This window comes from Rhodoplanes sp. SY1, from assembly GCF_046000175.1.
Classification (GTDB): Bacteria; Pseudomonadota; Alphaproteobacteria; order Rhizobiales; family Xanthobacteraceae; genus Rhodoplanes.
In genome coordinates this window covers 51525-72160 of sequence record NZ_JBEOMB010000001.1, presented here as the reverse complement: position 1 = coordinate 72160, position 20636 = coordinate 51525, and the positions used below count along the sequence as shown (strand labels likewise).

Annotated in this window: 19 protein-coding genes; 7 read left to right on the top strand and 12 right to left on the bottom strand. The window is 70.7% G+C overall.

Going from position 1 to position 20636, the window contains the following annotated elements; genetic code table 11:
* A partial coding sequence (locus ABTU92_RS00320; RefSeq protein WP_408086509.1) for a hypothetical protein occupies positions 1-900 on the bottom strand: 900 nt, incomplete at its 3' end.
* A gap of 264 nt (positions 901-1164) precedes the next feature.
* Here ABTU92_RS00320 and ABTU92_RS00315 point away from each other — a divergent pair.
* A complete protein-coding gene (locus tag ABTU92_RS00315) occupies positions 1165-1584 on the top strand; it encodes a hypothetical protein (RefSeq protein WP_408086507.1) in 420 nt (139 codons plus the stop codon).
* A gap of 515 nt (positions 1585-2099) precedes the next feature.
* On the opposite strand, the gene ABTU92_RS00310 is transcribed toward ABTU92_RS00315, so the two are convergent.
* Positions 2100-2984, bottom strand: a complete 885-nt coding sequence (locus ABTU92_RS00310; RefSeq protein ID WP_408086505.1) for a cyclase family protein — start codon at positions 2982-2984, stop codon at positions 2100-2102.
* Between the two features lie 207 nt (positions 2985-3191).
* Between ABTU92_RS00310 and ABTU92_RS00305 the strand changes: the two genes are divergently transcribed.
* The 3 genes from ABTU92_RS00305 (at position 3192) to ABTU92_RS00295 (ending at position 7063) form a co-directional block, all read left to right on the top strand.
* The gene (locus tag ABTU92_RS00305; protein ID WP_408086503.1) at positions 3192-4046 is read left to right on the top strand and encodes a tetratricopeptide repeat protein; all 855 of its coding nucleotides are present in this window, start codon (positions 3192-3194) and stop codon (positions 4044-4046) included.
* Positions 4047-4256: 210 nt separating this feature from the next.
* Positions 4257-6140, top strand: a complete 1884-nt coding sequence (locus tag ABTU92_RS00300) for an ABC-F family ATP-binding cassette domain-containing protein (RefSeq protein WP_408086501.1) — start codon at positions 4257-4259, stop codon at positions 6138-6140.
* A gap of 272 nt (positions 6141-6412) precedes the next feature.
* On the top strand, positions 6413-7063 hold the full coding sequence (locus ABTU92_RS00295; RefSeq protein WP_408086499.1) for a carboxymuconolactone decarboxylase family protein: 651 nt from the start codon (positions 6413-6415) through the stop codon (positions 7061-7063).
* Positions 7064-7106: 43 nt separating this feature from the next.
* On the opposite strand, the gene ABTU92_RS00290 is transcribed toward ABTU92_RS00295, so the two are convergent.
* Together ABTU92_RS00290 and ABTU92_RS00285 are read right to left on the bottom strand one after the other, a co-directional pair.
* Positions 7107-7400 (bottom strand): type II toxin-antitoxin system RelE/ParE family toxin, encoded by a 294-nt coding sequence (locus ABTU92_RS00290; protein ID WP_408086497.1) that lies wholly within the window; start codon positions 7398-7400, stop codon positions 7107-7109.
* The gene (locus ABTU92_RS00285) at positions 7397-7624 is read right to left on the bottom strand and encodes a hypothetical protein (protein WP_408086495.1); all 228 of its coding nucleotides are present in this window, start codon (positions 7622-7624) and stop codon (positions 7397-7399) included. Before ABTU92_RS00285 ends, ABTU92_RS00290 begins: the two co-directional genes overlap by 4 nt.
* A 127-nt stretch (positions 7625-7751) precedes the next feature.
* On the opposite strand from ABTU92_RS00285, the gene ABTU92_RS00280 reads away from it, so the two are divergent.
* Both ABTU92_RS00280 and ABTU92_RS00275 read left to right on the top strand, forming a co-directional pair.
* Positions 7752-8603 carry an RMD1 family protein gene (locus tag ABTU92_RS00280; RefSeq protein ID WP_408086493.1) on the top strand — a complete coding sequence of 284 codons (852 nt, stop codon included), beginning with the start codon at positions 7752-7754 and terminating at the stop codon, positions 8601-8603.
* A gap of 93 nt (positions 8604-8696) precedes the next feature.
* Positions 8697-9236: a GNAT family N-acetyltransferase gene (locus ABTU92_RS00275; RefSeq protein WP_408086491.1), complete on the top strand. Its 540-nt coding sequence runs from the start codon at positions 8697-8699 to the stop codon at positions 9234-9236.
* Between the two features lie 121 nt (positions 9237-9357).
* Here ABTU92_RS00275 and ABTU92_RS00270 read toward each other — a convergent pair whose 3' ends face one another.
* Positions 9358-9633, bottom strand: coding sequence for a hypothetical protein (locus tag ABTU92_RS00270; RefSeq protein ID WP_408086489.1), 276 nt, complete (start codon positions 9631-9633; stop codon positions 9358-9360).
* Between the two features lie 338 nt (positions 9634-9971).
* Here ABTU92_RS00270 and parC point away from each other — a divergent pair, with 338 nt between their 5' ends.
* A complete protein-coding gene (gene parC, locus ABTU92_RS00265) occupies positions 9972-12224 on the top strand; it encodes a DNA topoisomerase IV subunit A (RefSeq protein WP_408086487.1) in 2253 nt (750 codons plus the stop codon).
* Positions 12225-12966: 742 nt separating this feature from the next.
* Here the strand turns inward: parC and recO are convergent.
* The 7 genes from recO to ABTU92_RS00230 all read right to left on the bottom strand — a co-directional run bounded on the left by recO (position 12967) and on the right by ABTU92_RS00230 (position 20460).
* The gene (gene recO / locus ABTU92_RS00260) at positions 12967-13716 is read right to left on the bottom strand and encodes a DNA repair protein RecO (protein ID WP_408086485.1); all 750 of its coding nucleotides are present in this window, start codon (positions 13714-13716) and stop codon (positions 12967-12969) included.
* Between the two features lie 146 nt (positions 13717-13862).
* Complete coding sequence (gene era / locus ABTU92_RS00255; protein ID WP_408086483.1) at positions 13863-14789, bottom strand: GTPase Era; 927 nt, start codon at positions 14787-14789, stop codon at positions 13863-13865.
* A gap of 107 nt (positions 14790-14896) precedes the next feature.
* Positions 14897-15610: a ribonuclease III gene (rnc, locus tag ABTU92_RS00250; RefSeq protein ID WP_408086481.1), complete on the bottom strand. Its 714-nt coding sequence runs from the start codon at positions 15608-15610 to the stop codon at positions 14897-14899.
* The gene (gene lepB, locus ABTU92_RS00245; protein ID WP_408086479.1) at positions 15607-16374 is read right to left on the bottom strand and encodes a signal peptidase I; all 768 of its coding nucleotides are present in this window, start codon (positions 16372-16374) and stop codon (positions 15607-15609) included. Before lepB ends, rnc begins: the two co-directional genes overlap by 4 nt.
* A 276-nt stretch (positions 16375-16650) precedes the next feature.
* Positions 16651-17100, bottom strand: coding sequence for a holo-ACP synthase (gene acpS / locus ABTU92_RS00240; protein ID WP_408086477.1), 450 nt, complete (start codon positions 17098-17100; stop codon positions 16651-16653).
* Positions 17101-17117: 17 nt separating this feature from the next.
* Entirely contained in the window at positions 17118-17891 is a 774-nt protein-coding gene (locus tag ABTU92_RS00235) for a pyridoxine 5'-phosphate synthase (RefSeq protein ID WP_408086475.1), read from the bottom strand.
* Positions 17892-18180: 289 nt separating this feature from the next.
* On the bottom strand, positions 18181-20460 hold the full coding sequence (locus ABTU92_RS00230; protein ID WP_408086517.1) for a RelA/SpoT family protein: 2280 nt from the start codon (positions 20458-20460) through the stop codon (positions 18181-18183).
* Positions 20461-20636: the final 176 nt, after the last annotated feature.

Here is a 20636-nt window from a genome sequence, read left to right as displayed (position 1 = left end):
GCCGGCGCGGCGCCCGGCGAGGCCGGCACGGCGGCCGGCAGGTCGCGGGCCGGGACTGGCGCCGCCGGCGTCGACGGCTCCGGCGCCATGATGCTCACCGGCGGAATCGAGGCGGCGGACGGGAAATCGTAACGCGACGACACCGGGTGGCCGGCGCCGGCGGGCTGCCGCTCCTTCGGCCGGCGTGCGGCCGGTGCCGGCGAGACCGGGCGCGCTCGCCCCTCCGGCCGCGCCCACAGGGCTGTCGGCGTCGCCGCCGGCCCGCCAGCCGGCCGCATGGCGGGCCAGGATCGCATCGAAGGACCGCTCGCGCAGATGGCCGCGCAGCCGGTCCGGCTGCTCGAAGAGGGCGAGCGGCGGGCAGAAGTCGGCCGAGCAGCCGGCCCGCAGGGCGAGCACGTGGGCGACGATTCCGAACCGGTCGGCGACGAGCGCGCGCTTCAGCGGCAGGAGCGCGCGGACCGCCGCCGCATCCCCGGCGACGCGCGGCGCCGCCTGGACGAAGAGGTCGACCTGGGCGGCCACGTAGGACACGGCCGCCGCGGCCGTCTCGGGACGTCCGAACAGAACCGCCTCGCAGGCCGCCTCGCCGGGCGTGGCGACGAGCCCGTCCAGGCAGGCGAGCGGCGAGCCGGGCACCAAAGCGCGGGCCGCGAGATCGGCCATGCGCTGCTCCAGCGCGCGACGCTCGGCGACCCGCTCGTGCAGCATCATGCCGGTGGTGACGGCAGCGCCGGCCGCCACGGCGGCGACGATCAGGGCGGCGATGCCGGCGACCAGTGCGCCGGCGCCGCTGCGCCGCCACGCGGCGACGGCACCCACCACGGCGAGGACGGCGACCAGGCCGGTCCCCCAGACGGGCAGCGACGTCACCCCGCCGGCCGGATCGAATCCCAGCATCTCGCCTCCCCGGCGCACGCCACACGACCGTCCACGACGGGACGGTCCCGACACAGCTGTCCCCGATACGGATGTCCCCGCCCCGGCCGGGTCACCGGCCGCGACAGGCCCGGTTTCGGACCGCAAACTTGTCGATTTTATGCCGCATTGGTTCCCATTGTCCGGTCGCGTGCTCTAGTGTCCCGGCCGACGGCGGCCCGGCCAGCGGGCCGCTGCTCGACGGGAGGTCGCATCGCGACCCGTGTACCTTGGAGGTTGTTTCCGATGATCGGACGGACGTTCGTGGCCCCCCTGCTCGCCACCGGCCTGCTGGCCGCCGGCGTGATCGCCCTGCCGGCCGCGACGCGCGCCGAGCCGCTCGTCACCCAGGGCATCGGCGCGTCGAGCTGCAGCAAGCTCGCGGCCGATCTGAAGCCGGCCGAGGGCCTGCAGAACCCGGTCAACCTGATGCTCTACGCCTGGGTGCAGGGCTATCTGAGCGCCGCCAATGTCGCGCTGCTCGAGCACGACGGAAAGCACGTCGATCTCGCCGGTCTTGACGAGCAGAAGGTCGTCGGCATGATCGCCACCTACTGCAAGGCCAATCCCGATCACAAGCCCTCGGCGGCGATCGACGACTTCATCAGGAAGGCGGCGAAGAATCGCGCCAAGTGGGACGTCGGCACGATCGACTGGAACGGCTGACGTCACGGCGCTGCAGCACGCGATCAGACGGCGGCGGACGTGACCGACCGGCGCCGCCGTTCACCATCTTCGCATCCGACATTGGTCGTATGCGGCGACCGCCGCGCAGCGTGACGATGCACTGAACGCCTTTGGTCATGCGCCTTTCCGGCATCGCGCAGCGGTCACGCCGGGCGGCCTGTCCCCATTTTCCGACCCGTGGCTGATCTAGATCAAAGCCGCTAGGACCCGCCCGCAGCATTGTCCCCCGCGAACGATCGATCGACACGTGAGAGCGTCGTCTCGGTCGAACAGTCGGTGCGCAGCGTCGTGCCACGGGGGTGCGCGATGCTGCGATGCCCAGCGGGCGGTTCGAAAGAACCGCCCGCCTTTTTTTGTGCTCGGTGGTTCGAAGAGAGCACCCGGACCTTGTTTGTTCGACCGTACGACCGTACAGGTCCGGGCCGACGATCTGATCAGATCGCTGTCACGGGCGAACTGCTCCGGATGCGCGGCGATTCGCGTCAGCGACGTGATCAGACCAGCGCGAACAGGCGCACCGGTGCGCCGGTCGCCTCCTCGATCTTCGGCAGGCCGACGACCAGCGTCGCCCCGACGGCCGGCGCCTGCTCCAGATTGGCGACGTTCTCCAGGCCCCAGCGGCCGGCCGGCAGCCACACCTTGTGAGTCTTGAAGTCCTTCGAGGGGCCGTTGTCGAGCGACAGCGTGTCGACCGCGAGCCCCACGACCTCGCGCTCCTTCAGCAGCCACTCCGCCGCCTCCGGCGCGATGCCGGGAAAGTGCAGCGTCCCGTCGACGTCGCGGCCGATGAAGCGCGCCGGATCGGTGAGCGCGAGCTTGCCGAAGCCCGAATGCATGGCGACGCAGCAGCCGCGCGGCAGCCTCCCGTGCTTCGCCTCCCACGCATCGAGATCGGCCCGCGACATCAGATAGTCCGCCTCGTCGGAGGCCTTCTCGACGACGTCGACGACGGCGAGCGGGACGACCAGAGTCTCGGTCGTGATCTGGTCGACGCTCGCGCCCTTCTCGGCGAAATGAATCGGCGCGTCGATATGCGTGCCGGCATGCTCGACGAGCGTCCAGACATACATGTTGTAGCCGTCCTTGGCGAAGTCGGCGCGCTGCTCCATCTCGATCCCGGCGGTGTCGAAGAAGGTCGGGAATTTCGGCCCGAGCGTGTGGGAGAGATCGATCACGCGCGTGAAGCTCGTCGGCATCGCGGTCTTCGGCGGGGGAGCGGGCACGGCCGGCGCGGTGGCGGGCGGAGCGCTCTGCGCCAGGACCGAGGCCGGTGCGATCGCCGTGGCGGCGAAGCCGGCCGCCGCCGCTCCGGCGCGGCCGAAGAAGCCGCGGCGCGACAGCCCGGCCGTCACGGCCTCCATGCATCCCGGAACGCACATCGACACCTCCTCGGTTGCGTGCGGCGCGCACTCTACACGAACTCGACGACACACGAACGCGATGGCACACGAACGCGCCGGCAAACGAACGCACGGCGCCGACGCACCGTCGAGTTCGGCCCCGCCTTGCCGCGTTCTGCCGGCGGTCGTAGTCTTGTTTCGCCACACGGCACACGGCACATCGGACGGACGCTCGGCGATATCATCATGACGACACCAGGCCGCTTTCTCGCCACTGCCTGCATCGGCCTCGCCGCGTTGGTCGGCGCACCATCCAGCGGCGCCTTCGGCCAGTCGGCCGACCTCGTGCTCTGCGACCGCATCGCCGCCGATCCGAGCGACCCGGACAAGCCGGCGGACGTGAAGGGCGTCGCCGAGATCGCCGCCGGCGACGTGGCGACGGCGATCAGGTTCTGCAAGGTCGCGGCGGCGGGATCGCGGCGCGCGCAATACGGGCTGGGTCGCGCCTATGCGGCGAACCGCCAGCCGGCCGAGGCCGCGGCGGCGTTCCGCCGGGCCGCCGACAAGGGCAGCACCGCCGCGATGGTCGAGCTCGGCCTCCTCTACGCTACCGGCACGGGCATGCCGAAAAACGAGGACCAAGCGCGAAAGCTGTTCGAGAAGGCGGCCGAGGCCGGCAATCCGCGCGGCGTCACCAATCTGGCGGCGCTGTCGGGCGGCGCCGGCGCGAGCGGGGCCGCGGCCGATCCGGCGCGTCAGCGCGCCCTGCTCGCGAGGGCGGCCGAGGCCGGCAACCCGGAGGCGCAGTACCAACTCGGCCTGCTGCTCGCGGCCGGAACGGGCGGCGGCAAGGACGCCACCGGGGCGCGTGCCCTGTTCGAGAAGGCGGCCGCCCAGGACCACGCCGGTGCGCTGGAGCGGGCCGGCTTCTTCGCCGCCGAGGGACTGGGCGGCGACAAGGACACGACCGCCGCCAAGGCCTATTACGAGCGCGCCGTGGCGCTCGGCAACGCCGACGCCAAGCCGGCCCTGGAGCGCCTGCGCTGCCCGCACGTGATCAAGAACAAGCAGGGTCAGGTGGTGACCACCCTGTGCTGGTGAGGGTTTCCGGCCCGTTGCCGCACCCGTGTCCCGGACGCGGTGCGACGCACCGCGCGCCGGGACCCAGAAGCCATGAGACGAGGCATCGCCGGGCCGCCCCTGAGCCCCGGCTCTGCGTCACATCGGGCCTGCGCCCGATGTGACTTGTCCGGGGCACGGCCCCGAGGCACACGCCCCCTGCTCCTGGCAAAATTCCGTGTATAAGGCCGCATGCTCGTCATCACCGACCTCACGGTCCGGATCGCCGGACGCCTTCTCGTCGACCGCGCCACGGTGCAGGTTCCGGCCGGCGCGCGCGTCGGCCTCGTCGGCCGCAACGGCACCGGCAAGTCGACCCTGTTCCGCACCATCACGGGCCAGCACCACGCCGACTCGGGCGAGATCGGCGTGCCGGCCCGCACCGTCATCGGCACCCTGCCCCAAGAGGCGCCGAACGGGCCGCAGCCGCTGATCGACATCGTGCTCGCCGCCCACACCGAGCGCACCGCGCTGCTCGCCGAGGCCGAGACCGCGACCGACCCGCACCGCATCGCCGAGCTGCACACCCGCCTCGCCGACATCGGCGCGCATTCGGCCCCGGCGCGGGCCGCCGCGATCCTGCACGGGCTCGGCTTCTCGCACGACGATCAGAAGCGCCCGGTGAGCGAGTTCTCGGGCGGCTGGCGCATGCGCGTCGCGCTCGCCGCGGTGCTGTTCCGCGAGCCCGACGTGCTGCTGCTCGACGAGCCGACCAACTATCTCGACCTCGAGGGCACGCTGTGGCTCGAGGAGCATATCGCCCGCTATCCGCACACGGTCGTGGTGATCAGCCACGATCGCGACCTGCTCGACAACGCGGTCGATTCGATCCTGCATCTGGAGAACGGCAAGCTCACGTTCTACCGCGGCAACTACTCGACCTTCGAGAAGACGCGGGCCGAGCGGCTGCTCCTCGATCAGAAGCTCGCCAAGAAGCAGGAGGCGCAGCGCGCCCGCCTCACCGCCTTCGTCGAGCGCTTCCGCGCCAAGGCGACCAAGGCCCGTCAGGCGCAGTCGCGGCTGAAGATGCTGCAGCGGCTCGGGCCGGCCCCCGCCCGCATCGCCGACGAGGTGCGCGAGATCGTGCTGCCGGCACCGCAGCGATTGTTGTCGCCGCCCATCATCGCGGTCGACGACGTGTCGGTCGGCTACGAGCCCGGCAAGCCGATCCTCAAGCGGGTGACGCTGCGCATCGACAACGACGACCGCATCGCGCTTCTCGGCGCCAACGGCAACGGCAAGTCGACGCTCGTCAAGCTGATCGCCGGCAAGATCGGCGCCATGGACGGCCGCGTCACCCGCGCCGACAAGCTCGACGTCGGCTACTTCGCCCAGCATCAGCTCGACGAGCTCGACGAGGGCGCGAGCGTCTACACGCATGTCCGCCGGCTGATGCCGGACGCGGCCGAGAGCGCCGTGCGGGCCAAGGCCGGCGCCATCGGCTTTTCCGAGGGCGCCGCCGACACGCTGGTGGGCAAGCTCTCGGGCGGCGAGAAGGCGCGGCTGCTGCTCGGGCTCGCGACCTTCCACGCGCCGCATCTGCTGCTGCTCGACGAGCCGACCAATCATCTCGACATCGACAGCCGCGCCGCCCTGATCGACGCCATCAACGAGTTCCCGGGCGCGGTCGTGATGGTGTCGCATGACCGCTATCTGCTCGACGCCTGCGCCGACCGGCTGTGGCTCGTCGCGAACGGCGGCGTCTCGCCCTTCGAGGGCGATCTCGACGACTATCGGCGGCTGATTCTCGCCGGCGACGACGAGACCGACCGCCGCAGTGACAGGGCCGACAAGACCCCGTCGCGCACCGACCAGCGCCGCGCCGCCGCCGAGAAGCGCGCCGAGCTGGCGCCGCTGCGCAAGCGGATCGGCGCGCTGGAGAAGCAGATCGAGACGCTGCACCAGCGCATCGCCAAGCTCGACGCGGCGCTCGCCGATCCGGCCCTCTACGCCCGCGACGCCGCGAAGGCCGCCGGCCTCGCCAAGGAGCGGGCCGACGCCGCGAGCGCGCTCGCGACGGCCGAGGACGAGTGGCTGACGCTGTCGTCGGAGTACGAGGAGGCGATGGCCGGGTGAGCGGCGCTGGTGCCGCCGCTCGCCGACACCGTGTCCCGGACAAGGCGCATCGGGCCGCAGGCCCGAGGCGCCGCCGAGCCGGGACCCAGGGGCCGCGCGGCAGCGCATCACGTGATCGCCCCTGGGTCCCGGCTCACGGTGCGTCGCACCGCGTCCGGGACACGAAGCCGTCGACCGGCGTCTCGCCCGAAGCGTTCCAACCCTGTATACAAGGTGGCGCCGCCCGCGCACGCGTGCCGGACGGCAACACGAAAAACAACAGGAGGAACCCCATGGCCCCGCGCATCAGCTATGTCGACCCCGCGACCATCACGGACCCGGCGATGACCGAGGAGCTGCAGCGTTGCGCCCGCGAGGGGACGCCGCGCCCGGAGAGCCAGGCCGTGCGCGCGCATGTGCCGGCGGTGTTCTGGTCCTTCGCCGACACCTGGCGCACCGTGTTCCACCAGGGCGTCGCCGACCATTCGATCAAGGAGCTGTGCCGCGTCTACGTGTCCCGCTCGGTGCTGTGCGAGTTCTGCGGCAACCAGCGCTCGATCAAGTCGGCCAAGGCCGGGCTGATCGAGGACGACTACCGCGACCTGATCAACTTCGAAACCTCGACGCGCTACGACGACAAGCAGAAGGCCGCCCTCTCCTACGCCGAGGCGATCACCTGGGACCTGCCGACCGACGACGCCTTCTGGGCGCGGCTGCACGCGCATTTCTCCGAGCCGGAGCTGGTGGAGATCGGCTACTTCGTCGCCGTCACGATGGGCCAGCAGCGCTGGCTGCGCACCCTGAACATCGAGCACCACCAGGTGCTGGCCGGCCAGGACGGCTCGATGGCCCCGGGCTTCGAGACCGCCGAGGCGCTGGCGCGATCGAAGGCCGATCCGGACTACTGGGCGAAGTCGAAGATCCGCCCCGCCACGGCGGCGTGACGCGGAGCTCTGTGGGGAACGGTGCGTCGCTGCCGGCAGACCTTCAGCCGTCCTCGTGCTCACGACGTCGGGCAGGATGCCTGATGGCCAGGATGACGATGTCCCCGTTCGCCCCGTCGACGCTGTAATAGACGAGGTACGGGTACTTCCGGGTGACCAGCTTCCGGACGCCGGCGACGGACTGCCGGCGTCCGGCCCGAGGAAACAGAATCAGCGTCCGGATGCTGTCGAGAATGGCGGTGCGGACGCGAAGCGCGGCTGCGGGGTCCCGAGCCCGGATGTGGTCGGCGATGCCCGCGAGGTCGGCAACCGCGCGGCGCGTGTAGCGAATCGTCATCCCTCGAAGCGACGGAAGACGGCGTCGACCTCGGCGTCCGTCGCGAGCTCGCCGCGCTCGGCCTGCGCGAGCCCTTCTCGGACGGCCGCTTCATCGGCGGGATCGATCGCCTCGGGCGGGCGGTCGTCGGCGAGCATGTCGAGCATGACGCGGGCGAGCTCGTCCTGCGCGTCCGGCGGCAGGGCGCGGGCGGCCTCGACGGCCTGGTCGAAAAGCTTCGTCATGGCCGAACTATAGGGCGTTTCCGGCGGTCCGGACAACCTGCGCCACCGTCCCGCGGACCGGCCGGCGTGGCGAACGCTCGGCCCCATCGCCCGCCTCCTGTCACGTGCGGCCTGCTATACTGCCGCCATGGCTGAACGTGCTCCCCTTCCCGTCGCCGCGCCGGCGGCCGCCCCCGTGGCGGTGCCGGCGACGCGCGCCCGTCTCACCGCCCGCACCCTGCTGCTCGGCGACCGCATCGACACGGCCGGCCTGGAGCGCAGCGACCTCGTCTCGACGACACCGCTCGCCTTCCGGTCCGGTGCGGCCGGCTACGCGGTGCTGTTCCGCTACGGCGTCGCCGTGCTGATCGGCCTGTCGCCGGTCGAGGAGGACGAGCTGGTGCGGGCGCTCGGCCCCCGGCTCGCCGGCCGCTACGACGACGTCGAGGACGAATCGACCGTGGTCGAGATCACGCCCGACCAGGACGACCAGGTGGTGCCGGGCGGCCCGGTGGCGATCCGCGCCCTCACGCCGCCGCGTCTTCTCGTCGTCGCCGACGTGCTCGCCAAGAATGCCGCGCTGGCCCGCGACGAGCGCGAGGTCGGCACGGTCCTGGAGGTGATGGAGCCGTTCGCGGCGGCGCTCGCCCGCACCGGCCGCACCCCCTCGGGACGTCGCCAGATGCTGCGCACCATCGGCCAGGCCCTGCAGGTGCAGCACCGCCTCGCCGGCCGCGTCGAGATCGAGGACAAGCCCGACATCCTGTGGGACCAGCCGGAGTTCGAGCGGCTGTGGCTGCGCCTCGCCGACGAGTACGAGCTGAAGGAGCGCGCCACGTCGCTCGCCCGCAAGCTCGAGGTGATCGACGACACGGCGCGCGCCATCACCGACATCATCGACACCCAGCGCAGCGTGCGGCTGGAGGCGACCATCGTCCTGCTGATCGTCGTCGAGGTTCTGGTGACGTTCTACGAGCTGTTCGTCCGCGGCAGCCATTGAACCGGGGCGTCGGCGCGTTCTTCGCAGAGCACAACCCCGTCGTGCGCAGTCCCCTCTTCCTGTCGCCGGAGTCGATGCTATGACCACCGGGCTATGCATGATTCGATCATTATCCGGGACCAGACCGACGCCGACCGCGACGCCGTGCGTGCCGTCGTCACCGCCGCCTATCGCGGGCTCCCTATCGCCTCCGGCACCGAGCCGGCCATCATGGACGCCCTGTGGGCGAGCGGCGGCGCCGTCGTCGCCCTGGTGGCCGAGGATGCGTCCGGCCTGGTCGGCCAGGCGGCCTTCTCGGCCGTGCAGATCTTCGGTCCCGGCTTCCGCATCAACGGCAACGGGACGAACGGCGGCTGGGTCGCGCTCGGCCCGCTGTCGGTGCGGCCCGACCGGCAGCGCGCCGGCATCGGCACGACGCTGATCCAGGAGGGGTTCTCCCGCCTGAAGACGCGCGGCGCCGCCGGCTGCCTGGTGGTCGGCGACCCGGCCTATTACGGCCGCCACGGCTTTCGCCGCCCCGCCGGCCTGCACGTCCCCGGCGTCCCCGACCGCTACGTCCTCGCCGTCCCGTTCCGCGGGTCCCCGCCGCCAGCCGGCACGGTCGAGTACCACGAGGCGTTCTCGGCGACGTGAGCCGTCCGCTCGACAAAAAGCCGGCCCGCGAGCGGGCCGGCCATCGTTCACACGTCCGAAGCTCGCACGTCCGAAGCGCGTTCGTCCGAGCGTCGCTCGGACGATCGCTTCGCCGCGACGCTCAGCAGCGGCCCCACACGCTGCGGCCGCGCCAGTGGCAGCGCGGGCGGCTGCCCCAGCGCCAGTGGCTCCGGTTCGGCCCGTGCACGTAGCCGCGGCTGCCCCAGCGCCAATGGCTGCGGCGGGCATAGTGCCACTGCGCCTGGATCACGGCCTCCTGGACCTCGGCGGCCGACAGAAGGCCGGAGGCCCCGGTGGCAGGCGCGGCGGACGCCGGCGCCATTCCGAACAGCCCGATGCCGACGGCCGCGGCGGCGGCCAGGATCGTTCCACGCATCTCGATCTCCTCTCCGACCGTCGAGGCAGGGTCCGGCCGTGAGGCCGGCGACGGTCCATGACTGGGACAGATTCGGGGTCGACGTCGGCTCTCCGACGTCCTCGATGCCTTCAAGGGTGGCGTAGCCTGGTCGCGCCGTTCCTCCGTGGCTGGTTCCGGTGTGATCCCCGAGGCCCGGCAGCGGGCGCTGCCGATCAATATAAGACCTTTGAATCACAGCATAATTATGGAGAGCTCGTTCATCAGGCATTCATCCGGTGGCCGCGGCCTACCGGCTCTTTCCAACGCTTTCGCGGCGATATTGTTCAGGTCCGGCGTGCGGGTTATTCGATCGCCCCATGACCAAGACCCTGATTCCCCCCGATCCGTCGGACGTGCACGACGTCGCGCTGCGCGAGGCTCTGGAGGAGCGCTACCTCGCCTATGCGCTCTCGACCATCATGCATCGTGCCCTGCCCGACGCGCGCGACGGGCTCAAGCCGGTGCACCGCCGCCTGCTCTACGCGATGCGCGAGCTGCGTCTCGATCCCGGCGCGGCGTTCAAGAAATGCGCCCGCGTGGTCGGCGACGTGATCGGCAAGTTCCACCCGCACGGCGACCAGGCCGTCTACGACGCGCTGGTGCGGCTGGCGCAGGACTTCTCGGTCCGCTTCCCGATGGTCGACGGCCAGGGCAACTTCGGCAACATCGACGGCGATAACGCCGCCGCCATGCGATACACCGAGGCGCGCCTCACCGAGGTCGCGCGGCTGATGCTCGACGGCCTCGAAGAGGACGCGGTCGACTTCCGCCCGACCTATGACGGCTCCGAGCAGGAGCCCGTGGTGCTGCCCGGCGCGTTCCCCAATCTGCTCGCCAACGGCGCCCAGGGCATCGCGGTCGGCATGGCCACCGCGATCCCGCCGCACAACGCCGCCGAGCTGTGCGACGCCGCCCTGCATCTGATCGAGCATCCCGACGCCAAGCCGAAGGCGCTGATGAAATACGTCCCCGGTCCGGACTTCCCGACCGGCGGCCTGATCATCGACAGCCGCGCGACGATCGCCGAGGCCTACGAGACCGGGCGCGGCTCGTTCCGGGTGCGGGCGCGCTGGCACAAGGAGGACGGTGCGCGCGGCACCTGGCTGATCGTGATCACCGAGATCCCGTGGCTGGTGCAGAAGTCGCGCCTCGTCGAGCGCATCGCCGAGCTCCTCAACGACAAGAAGCTGCCGCTGGTCGGCGACGTGCGCGACGAGTCGGCCGAGGACATCCGGCTCGTCATCGAGCCGCGCGCCAAGACGGTCGACGCCGAGCTCCTGATGGAGTCGCTGTTCAAGCTGACCGATCTCGAGTCGCGCATCCCGCTCAACATGAACGTGCTGGTCGGCGGCCGCATCCCCAAGGTGATCGGCCTGCACGAGGCGCTGCGCGAGTGGCTCGACCACCGCCGCGACGTGCTGGTGCGGCGCTCCAACCACCGGCTCGGCGTCATCGCCCACCGGCTCGAGGTGCTGGGCGGCTATCTGGTCGCCTATCTGAACCTCGACAAGGTGATCAAGATCATCCGCACCGAGGACGAGCCCAAGCCCGTCCTGATGAAGACCTTCAAGCTCACCGACGTGCAGGCCGAAGCGATCCTGAACATGCGGCTGCGCAACCTGCGCAAGCTCGAGGAGATGGAGATCCGCTCCGAGGACGCGGCGCTGCGCGCCGAGCAGCGCGGCCTGCAGGGGCTGGTCGGCTCGGAGCCCAAGCAGTGGGCCAAGATCGCCGAGCAGATCCGCGAGGTGAGGACCAAGTTCGGCCCCAAGACGCCGCTCGGCAAGCGTCGCACCGGCTTCGCCGAGGCGCCGGCCCACGACGAGGCGGCGATCGAGGAGGCGATGGTGATCCGCGAGCCGATCACCGTGGTGGTCTCCGAGAAGGGCTGGATCCGCGCCCTCAAGGGCACCGTCACGGACCTCTCGGGCGTCCAGTTCAAGGCCGACGACAAGCTCGAGTTCACGTTCCCGGCGGAGACGACCTCGAAAATTTTGGTGCTCGCCACCAACGGCCGCTTCTACACGCTCGAGGCCGGCAAGCTGCCGGGCGGGCGCGGCCACGGCGAGCCGGTGCGCCTCTACATCGACATGGAGCAGGAGGCCGACCTCGTCGCCGTCTTCCCGTTCGTCGGCGGACGCAAGTTCCTGGTGGCGAGCCATGGCGGCCACGGCTTCGTGGTGAGCGAGGACGAGTGCCTCGCCAACACGCGGCGCGGCAAGCAGGTGCTCAACGTCGAGATGCCGGACGAGGCGCGCCTCGTCGCCACGGTGAGCGGCGACCAGGTCGCGGTGATCGGCGAGAACCGCAAGCTCCTGATCTTCCCGCTCGACCAGGTGCCGGAGATGAACCGCGGCAAGGGCGTGCGGCTGCAGCGGTACAAGGACGGCGGCCTCTCCGACCTCAAGACCTTCACGGGCGCCGAGGGGCTGAGCTGGACCGACTCGGCGGGGCGCGTGTTTACCCAGACGCTGAAAGAACTCGCCGAGTGGCGCGGCAACCGCGCCGACGCCGGCCGCCTGCCGCCCAAGGGTTTTCCGCGCAGCGGCAAGTTCGAGAACGCGATCTGATCACCGGTTCACCGGTTCGACGAACGCGCGCGCGCGATCAGCTCTATCCGCCCTCACCCCTGAGGAGCGCCCGAAGGGCGCGTCTCGAAGGGCGAGGGCGGCCTCGGTCGGGGGCCGCATGGTTCGAGATGCGCTCCGGAGTTTACCCTCGGGCTGCGCGAAGCGCAGACCCGGGGGAGCGCTCCTCACCATGAGGGATGGAGGCAGTGCAGCCCGACCGTCGTGACGAGACGAGCGGACGAGACGAGCGGTGGCCTGACCGGACAGCGTCGCGACCGTGCCGAAGCCCACAAAACGCGAAGGCCCGCCACGGGGCTGCCGTGGCGGGCCTGGGATCCTGAGACAGGATGTCGCGCGGCCCAATCCGGTGCGTTCGTCACGCGCCGGGGGCGGCGAAAGGCAGGTCGAGCGCTACGCCCGGGCGATGCGCCATGCGTTCCGCAGGGCGTCCACGCGCGCGAGCGGGTACCGGCGATAGATGCCGTAGTGCATGACAAAACGTCGAACGAATGCGTTCATGATGACCCTCTGACGGTTCGATCCCTCTGACAACGGTCGGGAGCCGGCTTTGTTCCCGCGGCCCTCCTTTTTGACCATCATATGGCCAATTGCCGCCTTGTTTCCAGCGGTACCAGAGTCTTGTTAAAATAATTTGACGCTGCATTGCAGCGTTGTTTGCGCTTCTGCGAGAATGACTCCGAGGTATTTGCGCCCCGCGCGAGTCCTCTGGCGCTCGACAGTGTTAAACCGTGGCAGCGCAGCACGCTGGCGCGGCCGCCCGCGCCACCGCGGCCAGGAACGCCGTGCGGGCATCGGGCAGTGGCAGGCCGCGCGGCTCGAAGACATGGCGGGCCAGGAAGAAGCCGGTCATCCGGAACGCGTCGGCGAGGCTTTCGGCACTCGCCTCGTCGTGGTCCTGGGCGAGAAACGCGGGCAGCGGCAGCAGCCGGTCGTGCCAGGGCGCACCGACAGCGCGCGACACCGCCCGCCCCGACTTCGGTGACACATAGGCGAGGTCGTCGGCCGTGCCGGAGACGGCGCAGCGGTCGAGATCGAGGCCGAAGCCGAGCTCGGCGAGCAGCTGCAGCTCGAAGCGCACGACCAGCGCGCCGGCGAGCGCCGGCTCGGCGATGTGGTCGAGGATCGCCTCCAGGGCATCGTGGACGAGCGGATGCGGGTCGCGCTCCGGCAGCAGGCGGGTCAGTGCGGCGAGATGGACGATGCCGTAGAGCGCGTGCGGGCGGGCCAGGAGCGCGCCGGCGCGCAGCCGCACGCCTTCGACCGCGTAGTTGCCGAGATGCTCCTCGAGCCGCGCCCGCCAGATCGCGGCGACCCGGTTGCCGGGCTGCAGCACCGGCTGCAGGCGCGGCCCCGCCCCGCCTCGCACCAGCCCGAGATGGCGCCCGTGGTCGCGCGTCATCAGCTCGACGATGGCGCTCGTCTCGCCGTGCCGCCGCACCCCGAGCACGATGCCTTCCTCGGACCACTGCATGAGACAGACTTAGACCGGGATTCGGCGGGGTGGAAGCCGCGGTCCTCGTAGCCCGGATGGAGCGCAGCGCAATCCGGGATCACCGTTCCCGCATTCCGCGTTCCGCTCCATGCGGGCTACAGCCCAAGCTACGGCCCAGGCCCGCCCTACCCCTTCGGGAACTCCAGTCCCATCTCGCGGTAGCGCTCGGGGTCGTCGGACCAGTTCTCACGCACCTTCACGAACAGGAACAGGTGGACCTTCTGCTCCAGCAGGCCGGCGAGTTCCAACCGCGCGTCCGAGCCGATCGACTTGATGGTGTGGCCGCCCTTGCCGAGCACGATCTTACGCTGGCTCTCGCGCTCGACGAAGATGGTCTGCTCGATCCGCACCGAGCCGTCGGGCTGCTCGGTCCACGAGTCGGTCTCGACCGTCGAGCGGTAGGGCAGCTCCTGGTGCAGCTTGAGAAAGAGCTTCTCGCGGGTGATCTCGGCCGCGAGGCTGCGCATCGGCGCGTCCGACATCTGGTCCTCGGGATAGAGCCACGGCCCATCCGGCACCTTCGCGGCGAGCGTCTCGGCGACCCGCGGCACGCCGTCGCCCGTCATGGCCGAGATCATGAAGGTCTCGCCGAAGGCGACGCGCTCGTTCAGCGCCTGTGCGAGCGCCAGCAGCGCCGGCTTCGCCACCAGATCGACCTTGTTGAGCACCAGCACCTTGGGCTGGCGCACCTCGCGCAGCTTGTCGACGATGGCCGCCGTCTCCTCGTCGAGGCCGCGCTTGGCGTCGACCACCAGCACGGCGAGGTCGGCGTCCTGGGCACCCGACCAGGCGGTCGTCACCATGGCGCGCTCGAGCCGCCGGCGCGGCGCGAAGATGCCGGGCGTGTCGACGAAGATGAGCTGCGAGGCGCCGACGATGGTGATGCCGCGCACCAGCGTGCGCGTCGTCTGCACCTTCGGGCTGACGATCGTCACCTTGCTGCCGACCAGCGCATTGACCAGCGTCGACTTGCCCACATTGGGCGCGCCGATCACGGCGATGAAGCCGCACCGGGTTTTTGCGGGCGCCGGGTCGGACGTCGGCTCGGGCATGGACGGAGTGTCGGTCATCGGGGCTCGCGATCGGAGGTCGGAAGGTCGGAGGTCGGAAGGTCGGGGTCGAAAACTCGGGGTCGGAAAACCAGGGTCGGGAAACGGGATCAGGCTTCGGCCGGGGCGGTCGCGACGCCCTCGCGGCCCAGGAAGGCGGCGGCCGCGGCCTGCTCGGCGGCGCGCTTGGAGCGGCCGATGCCTTCGGCCGGCGGCAGGTCGGGCAGCTCGACCAGAACCTTGAACTCGGGATCGTGGTGCGGGCCGGTGCGCTCGACCTCGCGGTAGCTCGGCGTCGGCAGCCCGCGCCCCTGCGCCCACTCCTGCAGGATCGTCTTCGAATCGCGCAGCGGCCGGGTGGGCGTGCGCATGCGCTCGCCCCACAGCGCCTCGATCATGGCGGCCGCGGCCGGGTAGCCGCCGTCGACGAAGACGGCGCCGATCACCGCCTCGCAGATGTCGGCCAGAATGGCGGTGTTGCGCCGCCCGCCGCCGTTCGCCTCGGAGACGCCGAGCTTGATGGCGGGGCCGAGATCGAGCGTGCGGGCGACGTCGGCGCAGGTCTCGCGGCGCACCAGGTCGGCGAGCCGACGCGACAGCTCGCCCTCCTCGGCCTTCGGGAAGCCGCGGAACAGCATGTCCGAGACGACGAGGCCGAGGACGTGATCGCCGAGGAACTCGAGCCGCTGGTAGCTGCCGGCGCGGCTCTTGCCGGAGAGCGCCGAGATGTGGGTCAGCGCCGTCTCCAGGAGCTTCGCGTCGGAGAACGTGTAGCCGATGCGGGCCTCCAGCTCGCGCCGGCCCGGCTTGGTCCGTGTGCTCATCTCACCAGCGTCAGCAGCCGCCCCCAGCGCACCGCGTAAGGCCACGCCCAGACGTGCCAGGCCGGCACGCCGTCGCCGACCGAGAAGAAGATCACCTGGGCCTTGCCGATGATGTTGTCGAGCGGCACGTAGCCGACCTGGCTCAGCACCCGGCTGTCGGTCGAGTTGTCGCGGTTGTCGCCCATCATGAAGAAGTTGCCGGGCGGCACCTCGTAGACCGGGGTGTTGTCGAGGAAGCCGTTGTCCTGCAGGTCGAGGGTCTCGTAGGAGACGCCGTTCGGCAGGGTCTCCTTCCAGCGCCGGACCCGCACGGTGCGGCCGCCCTCCTCGTCGACATAGTCGGAGACGCGCTCGCGCTTCACCGGCTGGCCGTTGATGTGCAGGAGGCCGCCGACCATCTGGACGCGGTCGCCGGGCAGGCCGATCACCCGCTTGATGTAGTCGGTCGAGTCGTCCTTGGGCAGGCGGAACACGACGACGTCGCCGCGCTGCGGCTCCGAGCCCATGATGCGGCCGTTGAACAGCGGCAGCGACAGCGGGAAGGAGTAGCGGCTGTAGCCGTAGGAGTACTTGGAGACGAACAGGTAGTCGCCGATCAGCAGCGTCGCCATCATCGAGCCGGACGGGATGTTGAACGGCTGGAACAGGAAGGTCCGGATGACGAGCGCGATGATCAGCGCGTGAAAGATGACGCGGGCGGTCTCGAGAAGCCCACCTTCCTTCTTCTTCTCCTGCGGCTTCTCCTGGCTGTCGTACACGCTCATCGGCCTCTCGTTGTTCGCCTGTCCGGATCACCTGCCCGGATCGTCGGCGGGTCGCCTGCACACGCTTCGTCTGCACACGCCTTGTCTGCATGCGGCTCGCCTGCACGCGGAGTGCCGCCTGCACGCGGTGCCGTGCCGAAGCGGCGGGCCGGACCGGTCGTCGCCCCGACGGTCGGACCGGGACTGGGGGCTCGGCGGAGAACCGTCGCGACGGACCCGCGCGAGCATGGCGGGACATCCGGCGACGAACGAAATCGGCGCAGCGGCGTCCTGGTTCTAGCGGCTCGGCGGGACCGGCGCAATTGACGCGCTCGCCGCGTCCCCGACGGAACGCGGTACCGCCGAGATCACCACGAAGGCCTGGGCGAGCGGGTACTCGTCGGTGAGCGCGAGGTCGATCCTCGCCTCGCAGCCGGCCGGCGTCAGGGCGGCGAGACGCTCGGCCGCGGCGCCGGTCAGCTGCAGCGTCGGCTTGCCGGACGGCAGGTTCACAACCCCCAGATCGCGGAAGAACACGCCGCGGCGGAAGCCGGTTCCGAGCGCCTTGGCGCAGGCCTCCTTGGCGGCGAACCGCTTCGCATAGGTCTCCGCCCGGTTCTTGCGGCGCTCGGCGAGCGCCCGCTCGATCGGGGTGAAGCAGCGCGCGACGAAGCGCTCGCCGTGCCGCTCGAGCGTCTTCTCGATGCGGCGGATGTCGCACAGGTCGGTGCCGATGCCGATGATCATGCGCCGCTCCTCGGGGCTCAGCGCCCGGCCGCCTCGCGGCCGGCCGCCTGGCGGCCCCGCTGCACGGCGGCGCGCATACGGCGGATCGCCCCGTCGAGCCCGTCGAACACCGCCTCGGCCACCAGCCAGTGGCCGATATTGAGCTCGACCACCTCGGGCAGCGCCGAGATCGCCTCGGCCGTCACCGGGTCGAGGCCATGCCCGGCATGGACCTCGAGGCCGCGCACCTTCGCGTCGCGGGCGGCGCGGACGATGCGCTCGAACTCCGCCTGGGCGTGAAGGCGCTCGCCGGCCGCGACGGCTTCGCACCAGGTGCCGGTGTGCAGCTCGACCACCGGGGCGCCGGCCGCCACGGCGGCGTCGAGCTGCAGCGGGTCGGGCGCAATGAACAGCGACACGCGGATGCCGGCGGCACCGAGCGCCTTTACCCGCGGGGTCAGCTCGGCGAGCTGGCCCGCGGCGTCGAGGCCGCCTTCCGTGGTGCGCTCCTCGCGCCGCTCGGGCACCAGGCAGGCGGCGTGCGGCTTCAGCCGCAGCGCGATCTCCACCATCTCGGGCGTCGCCGCCATCTCCATGTTGAGCGGCACGGTCAGCTGCGCCTTCAGCCGCGCCATGTCGTCGTCGCGGATGTGGCGGCGATCCTCGCGCAGATGCGCCGTGATGCCGTCGGCGCCGGCCGCGACGGCGATCTCGGCGGCGCGCAGCGGATCGGGATGCCGGCCGCCGCGGGCGTTCCGCAACGTGGCGACGTGGTCGACATTGACGCCGAGGCGGATCTTGGGAGCGGTCACGGGCGGGCTCCAGAGCACGAATACGAGGCCGCCGGTGTGCAGCAGAATTTTCGCGGACTCAAGGGTTGCGCGGCACGGTGCCGGCGCTCCTCATCCCACACGCGCGGGCCTCGGCTGTCCTTCTCCCCGCCCGCGGGGAGAAGGTGGCTCGCGGCGCAGCGGCGAGTCGGATGAAGGGGCGTTTCAGAAGCGCTCAAACTCGCGGCGACGCCCCCTCACCCGGATTTCGCCCTTCGGCGCGAAATCCGACCTCTCCCCGCAGGCGGGGAGAGGTAAGAAGCGAGCCGCCCTACCCGACCACCCGGTCGGCCTTGGCGACGACCGTCTTGGCGCGGAGCTGGGAGATGATCGCGGTGAGGTGCTTGAGGTCGTAGACCTCGAGGTCGATGGTGAGCTGGCTGAAGTCGGGCGCGTCGCGGCTCATCCGCAGGTTGTCGATGTTGCCGTCGTGGTCGGCGATCACCTGGCAGACCTGGGCGAGCGATCCGGGCTCGTTGACCGACTGCACGAAGACGCGGGCCGGAAAGCGCTGCGGCGTCTTCTCGTCGATGTCCCAGCGCACGTCGAGCCAGCGCTCCGGCTGGTCCTCGAAGGCGGTGAGGGCCGGCGACTGGATCGGGTAGATGGTGATGCCCTCGCCGGGCGTGAGGATGCCGACGATGCGGTCGCCCGGCACGGCGCCGCCCTCGGGGGCGAAGCGCACCGGGAGATCGGAGTTGATGCCGCGGATCGGGATCGCGTCGTCGGTCGCGCCCGGCACCTTGAACTTCACCGACTGCCCGGTCTTCAGCCCGAACCAGCTCTTGTCGGGCTTGGGGACGGCGGTCGCCCGCTCCTCCTTGTAGTCCGGATACATGGCGCGCACGACGTCGGACGCCTTGATCTCGCTGCGGCCGACCGCGGCGAACACGTCCTCGATGGTGGCGCGAGCGAGGCGCGGCAGCGCGCCGGCGAGCTTCTCGTTCGAGTATTCGCGCTTCGCCCGCTGGCACATGCGCTCGACGATGCGCTTGCCGAGCTCGGCGTACTGGTTGCGCACGGCGACCCGCGTGGCGCGCCGGATGGCGGCGCGCGCCTTGCCGGTGACGACGACCGACTCCCACGCCGCCGGCAGCGCGTTCGGCCCGCGGGCGGTGAGGATCTCGACCTCGTCGCCGTTGTGCAGCTCGGAAATCAGCGGCGCGATCTTGCCGTTGACCTTGCAGCCGACCGCGCGGTTGCCGACGTCGGTGTGGACCGCATAGGCGAAGTCGATCGGCGTCGCGCTGCGCGGCAGCGCGATCAGCTTGCCCTTGGGCGTGAAGCAGAACACCTGGTCGTGGAACAGCTCGAGCTTGGTGTGCTCGAGGAACTCCTCCGGGTTGGAGCCGACCGCGAGCAGCTCGATCGTGCGGCGCAGCCACGCATAGGCGTTCGACTCGCGCGTCAGCGTCTCGTTGGGGGTGCCGAGATCGTCCTTGTAGAGGGCGTGTGCCGCGATGCCGTATTCGGCGATCTCGTCCATCTCGTGGGTGCGGATCTGCAGCTCGACGCGCTGGTTGCGCGGCCCGATCACGGTCGTGTGGATCGACCGGTAGTCGTTCTGCTTGGGGGTCGAGATGTAGTCCTTGAAGCGGCCCGGCACCACCGGCCAGGTGGTGTGGACGACGCCGAGCGCCTGGTAGCAGTCGGCGAGCGAGCCGACGATCGCCCGGAACGCGTAGATGTCGGAGAGCTGCTCGAAGCCGAGCGCCTTGCGCTCCATCTTGCGCCACACCGAATAGGCGTGCTTGCGGCGGCCGAACACCTCGGCCTGGATGCCGCGGGCGGCGAGCTTGACGGTGAGCTGCTGCTCGATCTCGGCGATCAGGTCGCTGTTGCGGGCGGCGAGCCGCTCCAGCCGCGCGTCGATCACCTTGAAGGCGTCCGGATGCAGCTCGCGGAACGCCAGGTCCTCGAGCTCGCTGCGCATCTCGTGCATGCCCATGCGGCCGGCGAGCGGCGCATAGATGTCGATCGTCTCCTCGGCGATGCGGCCGCGCTTCTCGACCGGCATGTAGACGAGGGTGCGCATGTTGTGCAGGCGGTCGGCGAGCTTGACCAGCAGCACCCGCACGTCCTCGGCGATGGCGAGCAGGAGCTTGCGCAGGTTCTCGGCCTGCTTGGCCTCGCGCGAGACCAGCTCGAGCTTCTTCAGCTTGGTCAGGCCCTCGACCAGATGGCCGATGTCGGCGCCGAAGATCTGGTCGATGTCGGTTCGGGTGGCGTCGGTGTCCTCGATCGTGTCGTGCAGCAGCGCCGCCACGATCGTGGCGTCGTCGAGCTTGAGGTCGGTGAGGATCGCCGCAACCTCGAGCGGATGCGAGAAATAGGGATCGCCCGAGGCGCGCATCTGCTCGCCATGCGCCTTCATGGCGTAGACATAGGCGCGGTTGAGCAGGTCCTCGTTGGTGTTCGGGTTGTACTTGCGGACCCGCTCGACCAGTTCGTACTGCCGCATCATCCGCTTTGCGGGCGGCGGCGCGGGCGCGGGCGCGATCCCGGGGGGCACGGCGCCGCGCGGCGCCTGGATCGGCGCCTGCACCTGCATCCGCGGCAAGTTCGTCACCGGGGGACCCACCCTCGCCTCCTCGGCCGGCCTCGGCCGGCGATTCGTGTCAGTCTTCTTGCTTCTTGCGCCGCGGCGCGCCGCCGCGCCGTGGCCGCTCGTGTGTCACAGGACGCGGCGCGCCGATCCGGCGCGTCGCGAACCATTGTTCAGGATAA